This is a genomic window from Psychrobacter sp. CX21 (genome assembly GCF_057396255.1).
Genome location: NZ_JBXYJG010000008.1, coordinates 20,204 through 37,590, shown reverse-complemented (window position 1 = coordinate 37,590; position 17,387 = coordinate 20,204). Strand labels below are relative to the sequence as shown.

General features: G+C 39.5%; 9 protein-coding genes and 1 pseudogene. 5 read left to right on the top strand and 5 right to left on the bottom strand.

The annotated features are described in order from the left end of the window. Window positions 1-118: 118 nt before the first annotated feature. The 3 genes from AC2SLP_RS06215 (at window position 119) to AC2SLP_RS06205 (ending at window position 3,956) form a co-directional block, all read left to right on the top strand. On the top strand, window positions 119-1,327 hold the full coding sequence (locus AC2SLP_RS06215; RefSeq protein ID WP_486535804.1) for an alanine racemase: 1,209 nt from the start codon (window positions 119-121) through the stop codon (window positions 1,325-1,327). Continuing rightward, window positions 1,315-2,658: a D-arabinono-1,4-lactone oxidase gene (locus AC2SLP_RS06210; RefSeq protein ID WP_486535803.1), complete on the top strand. Its 1,344-nt coding sequence runs from the start codon at window positions 1,315-1,317 to the stop codon at window positions 2,656-2,658. Before AC2SLP_RS06215 ends, AC2SLP_RS06210 begins: the two co-directional genes overlap by 13 nt. A 212-nt stretch (window positions 2,659-2,870) precedes the next feature. After that, on the top strand, window positions 2,871-3,956 hold the full coding sequence (locus AC2SLP_RS06205) for a WG repeat-containing protein (RefSeq protein ID WP_486535802.1): 1,086 nt from the start codon (window positions 2,871-2,873) through the stop codon (window positions 3,954-3,956). A gap of 223 nt (window positions 3,957-4,179) precedes the next feature. Here AC2SLP_RS06205 and AC2SLP_RS06200 read toward each other — a convergent pair whose 3' ends face one another. From AC2SLP_RS06200 to AC2SLP_RS06190, 3 genes are all read right to left on the bottom strand, one after another. After that, entirely contained in the window at window positions 4,180-4,809 is a 630-nt protein-coding gene (locus AC2SLP_RS06200; protein WP_486535801.1) for a glutathione S-transferase family protein, read from the bottom strand. 11 nt (window positions 4,810-4,820) lie between these two features. Then, window positions 4,821-5,510 (bottom strand): type 1 glutamine amidotransferase domain-containing protein, encoded by a 690-nt coding sequence (locus tag AC2SLP_RS06195; RefSeq protein WP_486535800.1) that lies wholly within the window; start codon window positions 5,508-5,510, stop codon window positions 4,821-4,823. A gap of 76 nt (window positions 5,511-5,586) precedes the next feature. Next, entirely contained in the window at window positions 5,587-6,636 is a 1,050-nt protein-coding gene (locus AC2SLP_RS06190; RefSeq protein WP_486535799.1) for an NADP-dependent oxidoreductase, read from the bottom strand. Between the two features lie 858 nt (window positions 6,637-7,494). On the opposite strand from AC2SLP_RS06190, the gene AC2SLP_RS06185 reads away from it, so the two are divergent. Then, complete coding sequence (locus AC2SLP_RS06185; RefSeq protein ID WP_486535798.1) at window positions 7,495-12,369, top strand: NAD-glutamate dehydrogenase; 4,875 nt, start codon at window positions 7,495-7,497, stop codon at window positions 12,367-12,369. Window positions 12,370-12,579: 210 nt separating this feature from the next. Here AC2SLP_RS06185 and AC2SLP_RS06180 read toward each other — a convergent pair whose 3' ends face one another. Together AC2SLP_RS06180 and AC2SLP_RS06175 are read right to left on the bottom strand one after the other, a co-directional pair. Beyond that, complete coding sequence (locus AC2SLP_RS06180; protein ID WP_486535797.1) at window positions 12,580-13,773, bottom strand: sugar transporter; 1,194 nt, start codon at window positions 13,771-13,773, stop codon at window positions 12,580-12,582. A gap of 90 nt (window positions 13,774-13,863) precedes the next feature. After that, window positions 13,864-15,666, bottom strand: a complete 1,803-nt coding sequence (locus AC2SLP_RS06175; RefSeq protein WP_486535796.1) for a choline/carnitine O-acyltransferase — start codon at window positions 15,664-15,666, stop codon at window positions 13,864-13,866. Between the two features lie 416 nt (window positions 15,667-16,082). Between AC2SLP_RS06175 and AC2SLP_RS06170 the strand changes: the two are divergent. Then, a pseudogene (locus AC2SLP_RS06170) lies at window positions 16,083-17,381 on the top strand (type I restriction-modification system subunit M); the annotation flags it as partial. Window positions 17,382-17,387: the final 6 nt, after the last annotated feature.

Genomic DNA, 17,387 nt, shown 5'->3' with positions numbered 1-17,387 from the left:
AGCTATTAAACAGTAGCTTACTTAAAAATGCTAATCAAAAATTAAATGATTATAATAACTGATTAAAAACATCTAATTAAAAACATCTAATAAAAGCAACTTAATTAAGGAAAGCAAAATGGATTTTGCCCAACTTAGCCCGCCCCACATGCCTTCTGCATGGCTAGATCTTGATGCACTTGATCACAACATTCAGTTAGTAAATAGTAAAACAAAAGCCGTTAATCTACGTTTGGCTACTAAGTCCATCCGCTCTATTGATGTCATTAAGTATATTAAAGATAAATCTCCAAATTATATCGGTTTAATGTCTTATGCTGCCGATGAGTCTGTATATCTGCTCAAAAATGGTTTTGAAAATATATTGTGTGCCTATCCTACATTAGATATGGATAGCGTTGCTAAAACTTTTGAATATACCAGGCAGGGCAGTATCATGTCATGGATGGTTGATCGACCTGAACAAGTTGATGCTCTAAATAAAACTGGTCAAAAATATGGCGAAGTGGTTGAGGTATGTTTAGATATAAATATGTCCATGCCATTGCCCAAATTATATTTTGGAACCAAACGATCTTCACTGCTCTCAAAAAAGGAGGTAAAACGCCTTCTAAAACATATAAAAAATTGCAAATATATCAAACTTACCTCCTTAATGGGCTATGAAGCCCAAATCGCAGGATTACCAGAACATTTACCGGGTAAAGCGCTACTAGCACCTGCAATAAAGCTTTTAAAAAACAGATCCAAAAAGCAAGTCAGTCAACGTCGTGGGTCAATAGTAAAGTGGCTTAATAGACAAGGTATAGATCTTCAAATCGTCAATGGTGGCGGCAGTGGCAGCATGGACTTTACGTCATGCCAGCCTGAGATTACTGAAATTACAGTGGGCTCAGCGTACTACAAACCTGCGTATTTTGATTATATGGAATCAATGCAAGCATTTAAACCTGCAGCAGGATTTGTATTACCTGTAACGCGGCGCCCTGAAAAAGGGGTCATAACTTGTCATGGCGGCGGGTTTATCGCATCCGGCGCATCAGGTATAGATAAATCACCTATTGTTCATTATCCTAAGGGCCTTAGTATATTAGCGGATGAAGGGTTCGGTGAGGTTCAAACGCCACTCGCAATAGATACTAAGATTATAGATAAACATAATATACCTGAAATAGGGGATGCCGTATGGTGTCGACACGCAAAAGCTGGCGAGCTTTGCGAGCACTTTAAAGTAATGTATTGCTATCGCCAAAACAACCAACCAATAGCAGAAGGAGCTGCACATACCATGACTACGTATCGAGGAGAGGGAAAATGTTTTCACTAAAGCGTTGGGAAGCGAAAAGAGACTGGGAAAATTGGGTAGGGTATGTAAAAACCGCACCAGAGCAAAAGTTAACACCCTCAACCATTAATGAGTTGCAACAAATAGTTAAGGATGCACGTACTAATAATAAGCGTATAAGGGTTACTGGCGCCGCCCATTCATTTAGCGGATGTGCAAAGCCTGAAGAAATCGCGATAAGTTTGCACCACATGCGTGGACTGATATCGGTAGATAAAGACGCCAAAGAAGTGACATTACATGCGGGAACTTACTTACATGAGATTGGGGATGCTTTACGTGAGCATGGGTTCGCATTAGAAAACATGGGTGATGTCCAAGCTCAAACGATCGCAGGTGCAGCGAGTACTGCTACCCATGGAACGGGTATAACTTTGGGCTCTGTAGCAAATCAGGTGGTTGGCTGGGAATGGGTAGATGGTAAAGGGGAGCTCAATACGCATTATCGTGGCGATCCTGAAACTGATGATTTAGGTAATGCCTTACATGCAAGCTTGGGTATGCTTGGAATATTCACTAAATTAACCCTTAAAGTTGTGAGTCTGTATGGGCTGCGTGAATCGAACGAGCGTTTAGAGTTCGAGGATGGTATCAAATGTTTTGCAGACAATATAAAAACCCATCGTCATCTTGAGTGGTTCTTATTCCCTGGAACAAATAAGCTACAGCAGAAATCATTATCAGTCATACCGCCTAAGCCTATGAAAAGCGGTCAAAAGTTTAAAGATCAATTTGACAGTACTGTGATTTTAAATGGGGCATTTTATATGCTGTCTGAAATGGCTCGTATGAATCCTAAGCTGACCAAAAAAGTCAGCCAAATATCAGCCAATTCTATACCTAATACTCACCGCGAAGGCTATAGCTATGAGGTGTTCCCAACGCCGCGTGGTGTAAAATTCAATGAGTCAGAATATTTTATTAATTTATCAGATTTTGAAGCGTGTATTACAGAGGTTAACAGTATTCTTTTAGAGGATAATAAACTGTCTCATTTCCCAATTGAAGTACGTACGCACAAGGGTGAGACGGGTATGTTAAGCCCAACTCAGGGACAAGACAGTGCCGTTCTATCGTTTCACGTTTATAAAGGGATGGACTGCGAACCTTTGTTTGAATGGCTATATGACTATATGAAAAAGTGGAAGGGGCGTCCACATTGGGGAAAAGTTAATAAATTAAACTCAGATGAGCTTCACAATTTATATCCTCAAATGCAGCGTTTTTTAGAAATTAGAGAAGAGTATGATCCAGACAATGTCTTTATGAATGATTGGCTTGATGAGAAGTTCTTAGGTCAGTCGCATAATTAGATGTTCCTGATTGACTATTAATAATGAAATGGTTTTAAAAGCATGGTCTTACCAGACTGCTCTTAACTGCTTGTTTTAAATATTATTTTAAAAACGTTTTAAAACATAAATAAGCATAATTTAAGCCCTAATAATGAGTGTTTAAGGTTTAATTTGTTTCATATATTTGCTTTAATAGTTTTATAATTACTTATGTGTATTAATGGCAATCTATGTTTAAAATTTCAAGATATTCTGTTTCTAATTCCCTAGATATCGCTAAAGCGTTCAGTCTTTTAGGTATAACAGGGCTTATCAGTGTTCAAGCTATGGCATGCAACGTGCCAAAAAGCTATTATTCGAATGTCTTTTGTACCTCAAACCCAAACTATTTTATCGCCCTCAAAGATTCTGGTCATCCTGTAGCTTTAATAAATAAGCAAGGGAGAAGGGTTGTAAACCTATTTCCCTATGAAGCGGCCGATGCCAATAAGATCAGAGAAGGCGTCATGCCTGTAAGAAAGCTTGGTAAAGTTGGTTACGTTAACATGTCAGGCCGAGAGGTGGTACCGCCAGTATACGATCCGATCAGTGGTGATAAATATACCAAAGGCTGGGCAAGACCCGCTAAAGAGGGCCGAATTATTATCAAGAAAAATGGCAAGTTTGGCATTATTGATACTTCAAATAGGACTATTTTGAGTCCTTCAGGAGCGTATCGATCCATCAAAGATTATAAATCGGGTGTGACCCAAATCGATAAAGCATCAGGTACAATTTGGGTCGATTTGAATGCCAGGCAAACTGCAAACCCTAATGTAGAGCCTATACAAGCGACCACGAATGACTTCAACCCAATAGATACTGAACAAGCACCTTCTACTCCTTCTAATTATGCTAAATCTAATAGTGCCGCAAACCCGTCTTTGACCATAGAAGAAAGTCACATCACCAGTGTTAATACCTCAGCTGTCATGTCAAATACTGATATTTGGCAGCCTGTTCAACGTGATGATAAATGGGGATTCGTTGATAACCAAAATATCCCAATGATTAAAATTATGTTTGATGATGTCACACCCTATTCTGAAAATTTAGCTGGCGTACAGCTAGAAGGTAAGTGGGGGTTTGTAGACTTAGCAGGCGAGTTAAAGATACCTTTTGAATTTAACGAGTCTGAACTTGACCGTGGAGATAATGAGACATATAAAGGCGTCAAACCATTTGTGTTTATAGATGGAAAAGCGTGGGTTGGCAATTTAGCTAATGGTGCTAAAATGTGTATTGATACCTCGGGTAAATATGTGAACTGTTCATAAGTTTTTAGTACAGATATATTTCGTTCGAAAAAAACAGCCCCATTAAGGGCTGTTTTTATATGAGACGCCTTACAACATCTCTATAGTCAGCGAACTACTAAACGGTTACAGTGTTAACCTCGTTAAGCCTACTCCAGTAGTACTTGCACTCGGTTGCCTTGTAACCATTTTAGACTTCTTTGACTATAAAAACCCTTGCTAATTAATAATTACTAAATACTGATTATTTGCTCTTATCATACTCAGCTTCTAGCTTTAAAGCACGTTGGTAGCTGTCTATACTAGATAAGCCATTGGCGTAGGCTTTGATATGCGGATAATCTTCAAGAAGACCTCGCTGTGCCAACATAATCAAATCAAAAGACAACATAAAGTCAGCACCAGTGAGTTTGTCACCGACAAGATAAGTTTTGCCCTTAAGATTGTTATTTAGATAACTTAGTAAATTGCGCTTTTCTTTATCTATATAGCCTGTTAAAAACTCGTTATCGTTAAAACCGGCGGCTTGAGTAAATAACTCAAGCAGTAATGGCACCATGAGTGAGCTCTCTGAAAAGTCTATCCATTGTAGATAATCAGCGTACTCTAAAGAATCAATAGCAGGACGTAAACGATCGGCAGCAAAGCGCTCAATCAACAACTGAGTTATTGCGCCTGACTCTGCTACTACTTTCCCATCAATTTCTATTACTGGCGACTTACCTAATGGATGTACTTGCTTTAAGCTATCTGGGGCAAGATGCGTATCTGTATCGCGTTGATAACTAATCACTTGATAAGGCTGACCAAGCTCTTCAAGTAGCCATAACGTACGTAAAGAGCGCGATTGATTTAAATGATGTAATTTGATCATATTTCTAAACCTTATGACTGTAGTCGTTTGATAAGTTTATTAGCCGCTTCTTCAGAAGAGGCAGGATTTTGTCCCGTTATTAACAGTCCATCTTCTACCACATATGATTGCCAGTCCTCACTTTTTTTATAGTGTCCGCCATTTTCTTTAAGAGCATCTTCAAGCAAAAAAGGCACCACATCACTAAGACCAATGGCTTCCTCTTCAGAGTTACTAAAGCCGGTTACGTCTTTATCTTTGACTAGAAAGACCCCATCGATTTTTACATTTTTTAAGGCAGCAGGGGCGTGACATACGAAGGCAACAGGTTTGTTAGCTTTCACAAAATCTTCAATAAGTTCAATGGAGTTTTTATCTACCGCCAAATCCCATAACGGGCCATGACCACCTGGGTAGAACACGGAATCATAATTATCGACACCATTATTAGCCAATATATCAGCCAGTTTATGAGTACTAGCTAAATGTTCTTTAGCAGTAGTATCTTGTTTAAAGCGTTTTGTATATTCAGTTTGCGCATCAGGGGTATCACTGCTAGGGTCCAGTGGCGGCTGACCACCAGCAGGTGATGCCAGAGTAATCTCTGCTCCAGCATCTTTAAAAATGTAATAAGGAGCTGCAAACTCCTCTAACCAAAACCCCGTTTTTTTACCAGTATCTGCAAGTCTTTCGTGAGACGTTAGAACCATTAAAATTTTCATAAGTATCCTATTAGTATTTGTTCTACAGTTTTTTATAGAGTTATTGATTTAAAATAAATGTTTTTGGTAGGCTGAATTATTTCGGATCTGCTACTTTAACTACGGTCTTACCAAAATTGTTACCGTATAGCATATCTACAAAACCTTGCGGCGCATTAGTTAAACCATCTACGATGTGCTCTTTAGTCTTAATCTTACCTTCAGAGACCCATTTACCCATTTTGTGCAAGAATTCTGGGAAATGGTCACCGTATTCCTCAAAGATAATAAAGCCTTTCATGGTTAGACGCTGTCTTAAAATGACACTTAATAGCTGGCTTAGACGGTCTTTACCCTCAGGAAGTTCAGTTTGATTGTAGTGAGCAGCGAGACCACAGACTGGAATACGAGCATGGGCATTTAATAAGGGTAATACAGCATCAAATACTTTGCCCCCTACGTTTTCATAATAAATATCGATACCATTTGGACAGGCATCGGCTAATTGTTGATCAAAATCATCTGCACGATGATCGATACATTTATCAAAGCCTAATTCCTCTACCGCAAACTTGCATTTGTCCTCACCGCCTGCGACACCGATAACATTTAGATCATGGAGTTTGCCTACCTGACCGACTGTGGCTCCAACTGGGCCTGTTGCAGCTGCAACGACTAAAGTTTCACCAACTTTGGGTTTGCCAATATCTGTCAATCCCATATAGCCAGTAAAACCTGGCATACCTAGGACACCCAGACCATAAGACGGCCGACTCATATCTGGGGTAAGCTTATAGACGCCTTCACCATTGCTGACACTATAGTCCTGCCAGCCTGAGTAGGCGACGACCAAATCACCTTTTTCAAAACCCTCAACATTAGAGTTAACGACTTGAGAGACGGTGGCACCCAACATCACATCACCTACTTCTAAAGGATCTGCATAACTTTTAGCATCACTCATACGTCCTCGCATATAAGGGTCTAACGATAGGTATAGCGTACGTAATAACATCTCATTTTGTGATACAGTGGGAACTTTAGTCGTAGTCAGCTCAAAGTTTTCAGAAGTTGGCTTACCATGAGGTCGACTGGATAATTTAATTTGTCGATTTATTGTTTCAGATTGCTGTTTATCAAAGCTCATTTTTAATCCTTATTATTGTTGTACATCAGATAAGTAAGTAAATGTTGTTCATCTAATAAGTTAGTAGATTATGACAATATACTAGGGATATATAGTCTAGCGTGTATACAGATAGAAAAGTTTAGAATAGAAACTAAAAACTTAAAGATCTAAATAATTTAAAAAACATCCCGTGATATCGCGTCATCTATTAAGTAGTGAACAAAACTCTATTTATAACCAAAAAAATTTATATAGTTAAAAGCATATATATAAAATTAAGTCGTTTTCACTTCTATTGAACCTATTCAATTAGACCATTCAATAAAGCCTATAGATACTCAATAAGGATGATAAGTTTAATTTCAAATATTTGAAATCTTTCATAACATTATGTCAGTATTTAAGGTTAACCATTTTATTAGTAACCGCCATATTAAAACTGCAACCTCATATGTTTATGATTAATGCCGTTAATATCTGAAGTTATTAAGTTATTAAGAGAATAGTAAAAAAAGAGAATAGGTCAAAAAAAGAAAAGGGCACAATGACTTTGAAACCTAATAAAACATTATAGTTTCAAACGAACACCACAATTAAATTTTCATCACGTAGAATCAAGAGTAAGAATACTTTATTTAAAAAGTAACCCTTTAGACGTTTGCATTATAGAATCTTAAAATTAAGAAGCTTCTCATATAGTGGTGTTCGGTTTATAAGTTTCTTAACATTGTGATAAAAAACCTTATTTGAGCTTCAAAAAATAGGCGTTAAATATAGATAAATTAAACAAAAATTAAAATGTTCAATTTAAAAAATATAGATAAATAAATATTTGATCATTCATTAAATAATTAAAACGATAAGAAAGGACATCTCATGAGCAACTTAACCTCAATAAGTAACGAAAGGCTAAACAACATAACTCAAATAGCCAGTAGCTATGTCACTACAGACAGAGATTTATTACAGCAGTTTATAATGATTTATTATAAGAATCTGGCGCCACGGCTCGCCGAATCTGAATCCGATACTGACCTAGCTGGAATGGCTTTGCATCATTTTGTACTGCTTAAGTCTTATCAAGAGAATCAGCCTGAACTGCATTTGTTTAATCCAAATGTTGAAGAGCAGCATTTTCATAGTGGGCATACATTATTACAACTGGTAGCCTATAACCGTCCTTTTTTGGTAGATACGCTAAGCATGTGCATTGAGTCAGAAGGGCTTGATGTGCATCGTATTCACAACACTATCATTGATGTTGAACGCAGTGAAAGTGAAGACATTATAAAAGTTAATGAAGTTCAGGACAGCGACACACGATATTTATCATTAATACATTGTGAAATAGAACGTACAGACAGTGCCACTATGGCGCGCTTAAAAGAGCTTCTAAAGGATAGAATTACTACCTTGGATACGGTTGTTAGCGATTGGCAACCAATGCGCGATAAACTAAATCAAATCAGGAAGGAGCTTGACACAGTTAACGTTCCTGAGGTTTATCATAGTGTTGACGTTATCAAAGATTTCTTAAAGTGGGTGGAAGATGATAACTTTATCTTTTTGGGTTTTAGAGAGTATCGTATTGAGGGCGCCGAAAGTGAGCGCGAAACATCTAGTGAGATGTCAGGGGTCGTGTCAAATGAAGCCGCTGCTAATATCAATTTGATCACCGTGGCTAATAGTGGGTTAGGGTTATTAAATGGGGTCAAAAAGGACACGCCATCGGATAGTTTTGCACAGTTACCGAACAGCCTAAAAGCACTGTTGACACTACCGCGAGTGGTACTGCTTTCAAAATCAAGTCAATTATCGCCCATTCATCGTCCTGTTTACATGGATTTTTTGGGTATTCATAAATACGATGAATCCGGACGTCTTATTGGAGAATATCGTTTTATAGGGTTATTAACATCACAAGCCTACCAATTAAGCGTGCAACAAATCCCATTGTTACGCGAAAAAGCCGATAAAATTATGGATAATGCAGATTTTCCAATTAATGGGTATAACTATCATAAATATATGCATATCATTAATACCTTACCGCGAGATGACCTGTTCCAAGCGAGTATAGATGAGCTGTATCCCATCGTATCTGGCATAGCTCAGCTCAAGGACAAAAAGCGATTGCGCCTATTTAGCCGTATCGATCATTATCAGCGATTCGTTTCTTGCTTGGTATACATTCCACGCGATAAATTCGATAGTAATGTACGATTGAAAATCCAACAAGCGCTAATGACGGCGTTCAATGGGATTTCATGTGGGTTTACTACTGAATTCGATGAGTCGTATCACGCTAGAGTCCATGTGCATGTGCGTACAGAACCCGGTCAAATTAATAGTGTCAATCTAGACAAATTAGAAGATGAACTGAACACGCTGATGGAAAGCTGGCAAGATCAATATCAGCAGGTAATGCTTGAAGCGCTCGGTGAACAAAAGGCGAATAAATTATTCAAACGGTTTTTACAGACCATACCTGCCGCGTATCAAGAGCATTTTGATGTGCGTACCGCTGTGACCGATACCAAACGCTTAGCAAGTTTAAATACAGACAGTCCAATGATTTGGAAGTTATATCAGTCATCGGGTGATGAAAGTAATCAGCTGCATTTAAAACTATATGGTTTAAACAAACCGACTATTTTATCTAATATCTTGCCCATTCTTGAAAACTTTGGGGTATGGGTTGTTTCAGCACAAACCTATGAGTTTGATGTCACCGATCAGCCGATGTGGTTACAAGAATATGAGCTGACCCTACATAATACAAAGCAAATTGATCTTGCAGTAGTGCGTGAACAGTTTGAGGAAAGCTTAGCGCATATATGGGCAGGACGTGTTGAGAGTGATTCATTAAATGAGCTCATATTATCCACACGTTTAGATACTTTTGAAGTGGTCGTTCTACGTGCCTTCATGCGTTATATTTTACAAGCGAAAGCACCTTTTTCAAGCCAATATATCCAGCAAACCTTGAATAAGAACAAAGATATCGCTGTGATGATAGCTGACTTATTTGATGCGCGTATGAATCCTAAGCATTCTAAAGATCAACGAGATTCCAAAACTAAATCATACCAGGATCAAATTAAATCCGCTTTATCCAAAGTTGAAAGTCTCGATGAGGACAGAATTCTACGTTGGTATCTAGATCTTATCAATGCGCTTCTAAGAACAAACTACTATCAACGAGATGAAGCAGGCGATAGAAAAGATCGCTTATCATTTAAATTTGCGGCAAGCCAAATTCCAAATCTGCCCAAACCCAAACCCATGTTTGAGATATTTGTTTATTCACCGCGCGTAGAGGCAATACATCTGCGCGGCGGCAAAGTCGCGCGGGGTGGCTTGCGTTGGTCGGATCGTATGGAAGATTTTCGTACCGAAGTACTGGGGCTGGTCAAAGCGCAAATGGTGAAGAATGCCGTAATTGTACCTGTTGGATCTAAAGGCGGGTTTATTGTTAAGCAAAAATCTCCAGCGGATGGTCGTGAGGCATTCCAAAAAGAAGGGGTTGAGTGCTATCAAACTTTCTTACGGGGAATGCTCGATTTGACAGATACCCTAGTTGATGGCGAAGTCGTCTATCCAGATAATACGGTACGTCATGATGATGATGATCCATATTTGGTCGTAGCAGCGGACAAGGGAACGGCCAGCTTCTCTGATGTCGCCAATGGCGTTGCTAAAGAATATGGGTTTTGGCTTGATGATGCCTTTGCCTCAGGTGGCTCGGTTGGATATGACCACAAAGCCATGGGTATTACGGCGCGAGGTGCCTGGGAGTCTGTCAAACGCCACTTTAGAATGCTCGACTTAGATATTCAAAACAAAGATGACTTTACAGTGGTAGGTATTGGCGACATGAGTGGCGATGTCTTCGGTAATGGTATGCTGCTATCTAAACATATCAAGCTACAAGCAGCCTTCAACCATCTACATATCTTTATCGACCCTAATCCAGATACCCATGCGACTTATGAAGAACGGAAGCGGTTATTTAACTTACCGCGTTCAACTTGGGATGATTTTGACAAATCCTTGATTAGCCAAGGCGGCGGTGTGTTCTCTCGCCAAGATAAGTCAATTAGTATTACCGATGAAATGAAAGAGGCATTTGACATTAAAGCTGACAGCTTAACCCCGAATGAGCTGATAAGTCGATTGTTAGCCGCACCTGTTGATTTGTTATGGAATGGCGGTATCGGTACGTATGTTAAAAGTAGTGATGAGAGTCATGCTGATGTTGGTGATCGGGCCAATGATGCCGTCCGTGTTAACGGTGAAGATATTCGCGCCAAAGTGATCGGGGAGGGGGGTAACTTAGGCTGTACCCAACAAGGCCGTATTGAATATGCGTTACGAGGGGGTCCTGATAACGAAGGGGGTCAGTTGTATACGGATGCTATCGATAATTCAGGCGGCGTAAATTGCTCAGACCATGAAGTTAATATCAAGATTTTGTTAGGCAAAATCGTAGAGCAAGGAGACATGACTGTTAAACAGCGTAATGAGCTTTTAAAACAGATGACCGACGAAGTGTCACAATTGGTACTCCGTCAAAATTATCTACAACCTCAAGCGCTTGAGCTTAGCCATCTTAATAGAGCGGATAACTTAACGGATCATAAACGTATTATTGATTATCTAGAGTCTGTAGGAAGGCTAGATAGAGAGCTTGAGTTTTTACCTTCTAATAAGGTTATTGAGAAGCGTCAAAAACAAGGTATAGGCATGACTCGCCCCGAGCTTGCAGTGATTTTAGCCTATGGAAAAATGTGGGTTTATGAGCAGTTGTTAGACTCAAACTTACCGGATGCGCCGTACTTCACTAAAGAGCTTAGTAAGTATTTTCCTGATACATTAGCGAACCAATTTTTTGAAGAGATGACCGAACACCGTCTACATCGTGAGATTATTAGTACTTATCTCACCAATAGTATCGTTAACCGTTTGGGTATCGAAGCAATTTTCAGGCTATATGAAGAAACGGGTCAAACTGTAGCGACTTTAAGCCGAGCTTATGCAGTCATAAGAGACATATTTCAGGTCAGCGATAGCTGGAAAACGTTAGAGTCTCTTGATAATAAAGTGGATGCTATTACGCTATTAGAACTAGAAAACAGGATTCGCGCGGCAATCGAGCAAGGCATCGTTTGGATGGTGAACGCCTTTGGAAGTGATATAAAGGTTTCTGATAGTATAGATCGCTTTGAAAGTAGTGTGGCAGAACTAATAAAGCCGCAGGGTATCATTGCGGACCAATTTTCAGATCATCTACAACACGATATTTATGAGCTAACTGATGCGGGTCTAAATAGCGATAACTCGCAAATTTTTGCAATATTGCCTTATGCTATCGATGCTTTAGACATTGCATTGTCGTCAGAAAAGTATAAGCGACACGTGGAAGAGATTTCAAAACTATATTTTGAGGTTTATCAAAATCTGAATATCGATTGGTTAATGCTTAAAGTTGAGAAGCTACCGCAGCAAGATAAATGGGACCGCCGTGCTCGCTATGCCTTATTAAATGAGCTGACCCGTAGCTTAAGACAGATGATGAATGATCTGCTATCTCAGAGTGATCCAGCAGGATCATTACATGCATGGCAACTGCAGCACGAAGAGGCTATTTATCGTATGAATAAGGAGATGGATAAACTCGAAGGCGCTACGGTAGGGCTTTCAGTGCTGTCTGTAATGATTAGTGAGATTAATAAACTAATAAGTGGCTAAGTTCATTGAGCTATAATATGACTCTTAAAATCCAATCAAATAACCACACTAATAACCACCCCTATTTTTCAAAAGGAGTGGTTTTATTTAAAGAGGTAAGTAGAGTTTAAACCAAGTAAAATTTATAGAAATGTTTTAAGAATTAATTTATTCTTGGGGTCATGATTAACTTGAATTGAACATCAATAACCAAACCACCTAAAATCATACTCAATCAAAACGTCTGGGTAGATATCGCATGGCCATATAGGCAACCAGAATAATCGATATTAAACTAACTATCGCACCCACATAACCTATAGACGATAAGCTTAAGGTCGTAACTGTATAACCACCTAACATAGCGCCTGCGCCTATGCCTAAGTTTATAATTCCTGAATACATCGACATAAGCATGTCTTGAGCCTTTAGATCTATTTGAAGTACATGCGCTTGTAGTGAGATGACCAAGAGCATCAACGCAGTTCCCCACAACAAAGCATTTAAACTTAATGTCAAAATTGATGACACAACATCCAACAAGGTCATTAGAGTTACGAACATCACAATAGCAGAGGCTATCATAAATAAGGTACTGTGCCGATCGCCCCACCGGCTAAATATAATGCTTCCTATAATACCCGCACCACCAAAAAGAAGTAGAACAAATGTCGCTAAATTCTCACTTATATTACCAACTTGGCGCATAAATGGTTCTATATAGGAGTAGGCGGTATAGTGCGCGGTAAATACTAAAAATATAAACAGGTACAAACATAATAATAAAGGGTTTTTAAGAAGCTCTGGTACTTTCTTAATAGATCCTTCAAACATACTGGGTAGGGTAGGTAGTAGTTTGGATTGAAGCAAACAAACAATAAGACCAATTGATGCTATAGCGGCAAACGTAGTGCGCCAACCAAACCATTGACCTATAATCCGTCCTATAGGCACACCTAAGACCATTGCTAATGAAGTGCCTGTTGCAATTACGCTGATCGCAAACGCTTTTTTACCTTCTGGGGCAATACGAATCGCTATGGCAGCGGTGATTGACCAAAATATCGCATGCGAAAGTGCTATCCCAGCTCGGCTGATGAGCAGTACATCAAAATTCCACGCAAATACTGAGAGTATATGACTGGCAATAAAAACAACAAATAGGCCAATCAACAAGCGTTTGCGCTCAAACTTACTTGTAAGTAGCATCAAAGGCAGTGACATGACTGCCACTATCCATGCGTACAGGGTCAGCATCCACCCCGTCTCAGCGGTAGTCATTGAAAAGTCTTGTGCAATATCGCTGAGTAGGGCAACAGGTATGAATTCAGTAGTATTCATCACAAAAGCACTCACCCCCATTAAGATAACCTGCAGGTATTGAGTGCGCCGTGTTCGATCAGCCTGTGACGTAGAAGAGGTCATAAAATACTATTAAAAGAATTAACGGGTGCGTATTGTACTAAAACTAATGAAAACGTATTAAAAGTATTTTTTAAATAATTATATCTTAAGCTAGCCTGCCAATTTAACTATCTTTTCAATAGCTTCGACGCTGGCTTGACACATAGCATCTAAATACTGACTGCTTTTCTTATCACCAAAATAAACAATTTCGTAGTCTTTATCATTTAAGCTATAGTTAACTCCAAAGCCGCCTTCCATAACGGGGGCGAATAAAATACGCTTAACGGGTGTTTGGCTACCCATAGATGAGGTAGATAAGAAGTCACCTCCGGTTAAAGTCTTATAACCGGGACTGTTGTAAAACGCTTTGATGCTTTGGTCATTAGTAAGATCGTTGCTTGAATCATCATATATATCAATCATATACTTTAGACCTGATAAATGACGGTCAAAGGCTTGACCCTTTTTGCAAGCAATCACGCGCTGTTTATGCGCAGCCAATGCTTTATCAAGATCATCTGTAGTCGCTTCATTATTTAATAGCGAAGTAGCAAGTTCAATGGCTTCAGCACTATTTGGACGTAAGGCTTCGGTACGTCCTGCCATAAAGTGACTGGTATCAACTGCCTCATAGGTGTTACGGACTTTACCGGATACCTTTAACTGCGCATATAGCATAGCAAATTGCATTAGCGCATCATGACTAACTTTTCGGGTTATGTCTGTATAGTCTGCGGTACAAATACGTACGTTATATTTATCTGCTTGTGTATAAATATCTGCGATGTCTTGCTTAACGCGCTTTGCAAAGTCGGCATCATACTCCCAATCCATATGTTCTATATTCATCTCACCTTGAGCCAATTCAGTATTGTCTAACTCAACATGTAATGCATAGTTGAACATTTGTAATATGGCAGCACCATCAATTTCGCTGTGCTCAAAGTGGATAGCGAGAAAATCTGAATCTAAATCCATCTGATAGGTGTTGGGCTTATATTGCCAAGCATTGCCCGGTATAAAGGTCTGCTGTTTGATTTGCTGTTCATCATCAACGACTGAATGATATAAAGAAAAGCAAAATAAGCTATCTTTTAAAGCGTCGTACACCTGTAGATTGTGTGGCTGTTCACAAAGCTCATCTAGGTATTGTTGGGCTTTAATACTGTCTAAAGCGCTAATTTCACTAAATCCATAGGCTTGTTGCTTATATTCACCTTGCATAATTGATTCAAGCGCACTTTCAATGGCAGACGTTGAATAGATATGACCATTGCTATCAGTTGCTTGAACACTGAAATGATGACCCTGCCAAAACACACTAATTAAACGATTAGCAGCCTGTTTGGGGGCATAATAGTAATAATCATAGTTATTAGCTTGTGTGTCAGATTGTTTGACAGCTTGTAAGTCTGCTTGTTGGCTATTGGCGATGCGCATGGAGCCTGTCAGCATTCGCCAGTTGTACATAGATATAGGCTGATTGCGTGCATCTACAGGCTGCTCGATATCATCATTAATATAGTCTATGTGCAAGCGTAGTAAGCGATGAATAAGGGATGCAGCATGCGATATACTTTGTTCGGCACCTCGACTTTGATCCTGAACATTTTGAGCCTTTGTAGAGTAAGGGTAGTCTAATTGCAGGCTAGCATTATTGGTTATGGAATGGGTGCGGCTATCGTGCAGATACTCATTAAGCTTAAGATCGGTCAGCCAGCTTTTCCCTTTTACCGTTTGCAGTTCGGCATAGTCTATTAATCGTTCTTGTAGCTTTGGCCCACCTTGTTGTTTAAACGCTTCAGCAGCTTGTTGAGTTTGCTCAATCTGTTGGGGGTTTAATAATGGGGAGATACCGTCTATAAAGCGTTCAAGGGTCTGCTCTAACGGGGGAATAGGTATGGTTTGCATAAAGTTACCTCTTAAATTATTAAAGACTTGAACCATCTGGGTTTGAATAAATCTTTAGAATTAAACTAGGGGCTGTATTAAGACTTTAAATGATAGGTTTAACTTAGCATATTGTGAGCTTGGCTTTACATATAGAGTATGAACCAATCACCTATTAAAAATAGGGATTTGATGATTTAAATAATTGACATTCGTTTATCTTCGTAAACTTTAATATATGAGTCAAATTACATAAGCTAATTTACATGAACTAATTTACATCAACTAAGTTACATGAACTAAGTCATCCCAATGGTTTAATTTGACATTTATTAAAAGAATGGACAAATAACCCTCATAAACCTAAACTTACTTATCAACGCATCCAGTTATTCATTTACATAACTATTAAATTATACAATTATCTAAAGAGTCCTATGTCAATTTCTAGTGCTGGAATTTCAAAATCTACCACGTCAACCAATCTAGCCGCCTTTATCTGGTCGGTTGCCGACCTATTGCGAGGCGACTTTAAACAGTCCCAGTATGGTCGAATTATTCTGCCTTTTACCTTGTTGCGGCGATTGGAGTGTGTCTTACAAGACACCAAAGACGCCGTGGTGGCAGAAGCAAAAAAGATTCAATCTATGGATTTGGCGGAGGAAGCAGCGGCTAGATTTATACTACGTAAAACGGGCAGCTTGTCTTTTTATAACACTTCACCGATGATGCTTGCGACCATGGGTCAAAGCGATATCGAATCCAATTTAAGTCACTACATTCAGTCATTCTCAAAAGATGCGCGTGAGATATTTGCCCATTTTAAATTTGAAGAGTTTGTCGGGCAATTAAACGATGCCAACTTATTGTATAAAGTGGTACAGAAGTTTATGAACATCGATTTAAGCCCTGACGCTATTTCTAACCATGAGATGGGCTTGGTATTTGAGGAGTTAATCCGCCGCTTTGCAGAAAGCTCGAATGAAACCGCAGGGGAGCACTTTACCCCGCGTGATATTGTCCGCTTAACCACGTCGTTGGTATTTATGGAAGACGATGCAGCACTAAGCAAAGAAGGTATCATTCGTACGATTTATGACCCCACCGCAGGTACAGGCGGCTTTTTATCGTCAGGCATGGAGTATGTGCTAGAGCTGAACCCGAATGCGGTGATGCGTGCCTTTGGGCAGGAGTTAAACCCTGAGTCCTACGCCATTTGTAAAGGCGATATGCTAATTAAAGGTCAAGAAGTGAGCCGTATTAAGCTGGGTAATACCTTGTCAGATGATCAGTTGGCGGGTCAACAGTTTGATTATATGTTGTCTAATCCGCCGTTTGGGGTGGACTGGAAAAGGATAGCTGGCGAGATTAAAGATGAGCATTCACAAAAAGGCTATGACGGTCGTTTTGGACCCGGCGTGCCACGGGTGTCGGATGGATCGCTACTGTTCTTATTGCATCTAATCAGTAAGATGCGATCCCCATCAGGTTCGGATGACAGTCATCAGGGCAGTCGTATCGGTATTATCTTAAATGGGTCGCCCTTATTTACAGGTGGGGCAGGTAGCGGTGAGAGTGAAATACGACGTTATATTTTGGAGTCAGATTTATTAGAAGCCATTGTCGCACTGCCCACCGATATGTTCTACAACACCGGTATTGCCACCTATATTTGGATATTAACCAATCATAAAACCGCCGAGCGCAAAGGTAAGGTACAGCTTATCGACGGCACTATACCG

Bases quoted from the DNA above. Each gene is read 5' to 3' on its own strand.
- AC2SLP_RS06195 (WP_486535800.1), bottom strand. From the start codon at position 5,510: ATGAAAATTTTAATGGTTCTAACGTCTCACGAAAGACTTGCAGATACT.
- AC2SLP_RS06190 (WP_486535799.1), bottom strand. From the start codon at position 6,636: ATGAGCTTTGATAAACAGCAATCTGAAACAATAAATCGACAAATTAAA.
- AC2SLP_RS06205 (WP_486535802.1), top strand. From the start codon at position 2,871: ATGTTTAAAATTTCAAGATATTCTGTTTCTAATTCCCTAGATATCGCT.
- AC2SLP_RS06200 (WP_486535801.1), bottom strand. From the start codon at position 4,809: ATGATCAAATTACATCATTTAAATCAATCGCGCTCTTTACGTACGTTA.
- AC2SLP_RS06180 (WP_486535797.1), bottom strand. From the start codon at position 13,773: ATGACCTCTTCTACGTCACAGGCTGATCGAACACGGCGCACTCAATAC.
- AC2SLP_RS06185 (WP_486535798.1), top strand. From the start codon at position 7,495: ATGAGCAACTTAACCTCAATAAGTAACGAAAGGCTAAACAACATAACT.
- AC2SLP_RS06175 (WP_486535796.1), bottom strand. From the start codon at position 15,666: ATGCAAACCATACCTATTCCCCCGTTAGAGCAGACCCTTGAACGCTTT.
- AC2SLP_RS06210 (WP_486535803.1), top strand. From the start codon at position 1,315: ATGTTTTCACTAAAGCGTTGGGAAGCGAAAAGAGACTGGGAAAATTGG.
- AC2SLP_RS06215 (WP_486535804.1), top strand. From the start codon at position 119: ATGGATTTTGCCCAACTTAGCCCGCCCCACATGCCTTCTGCATGGCTA.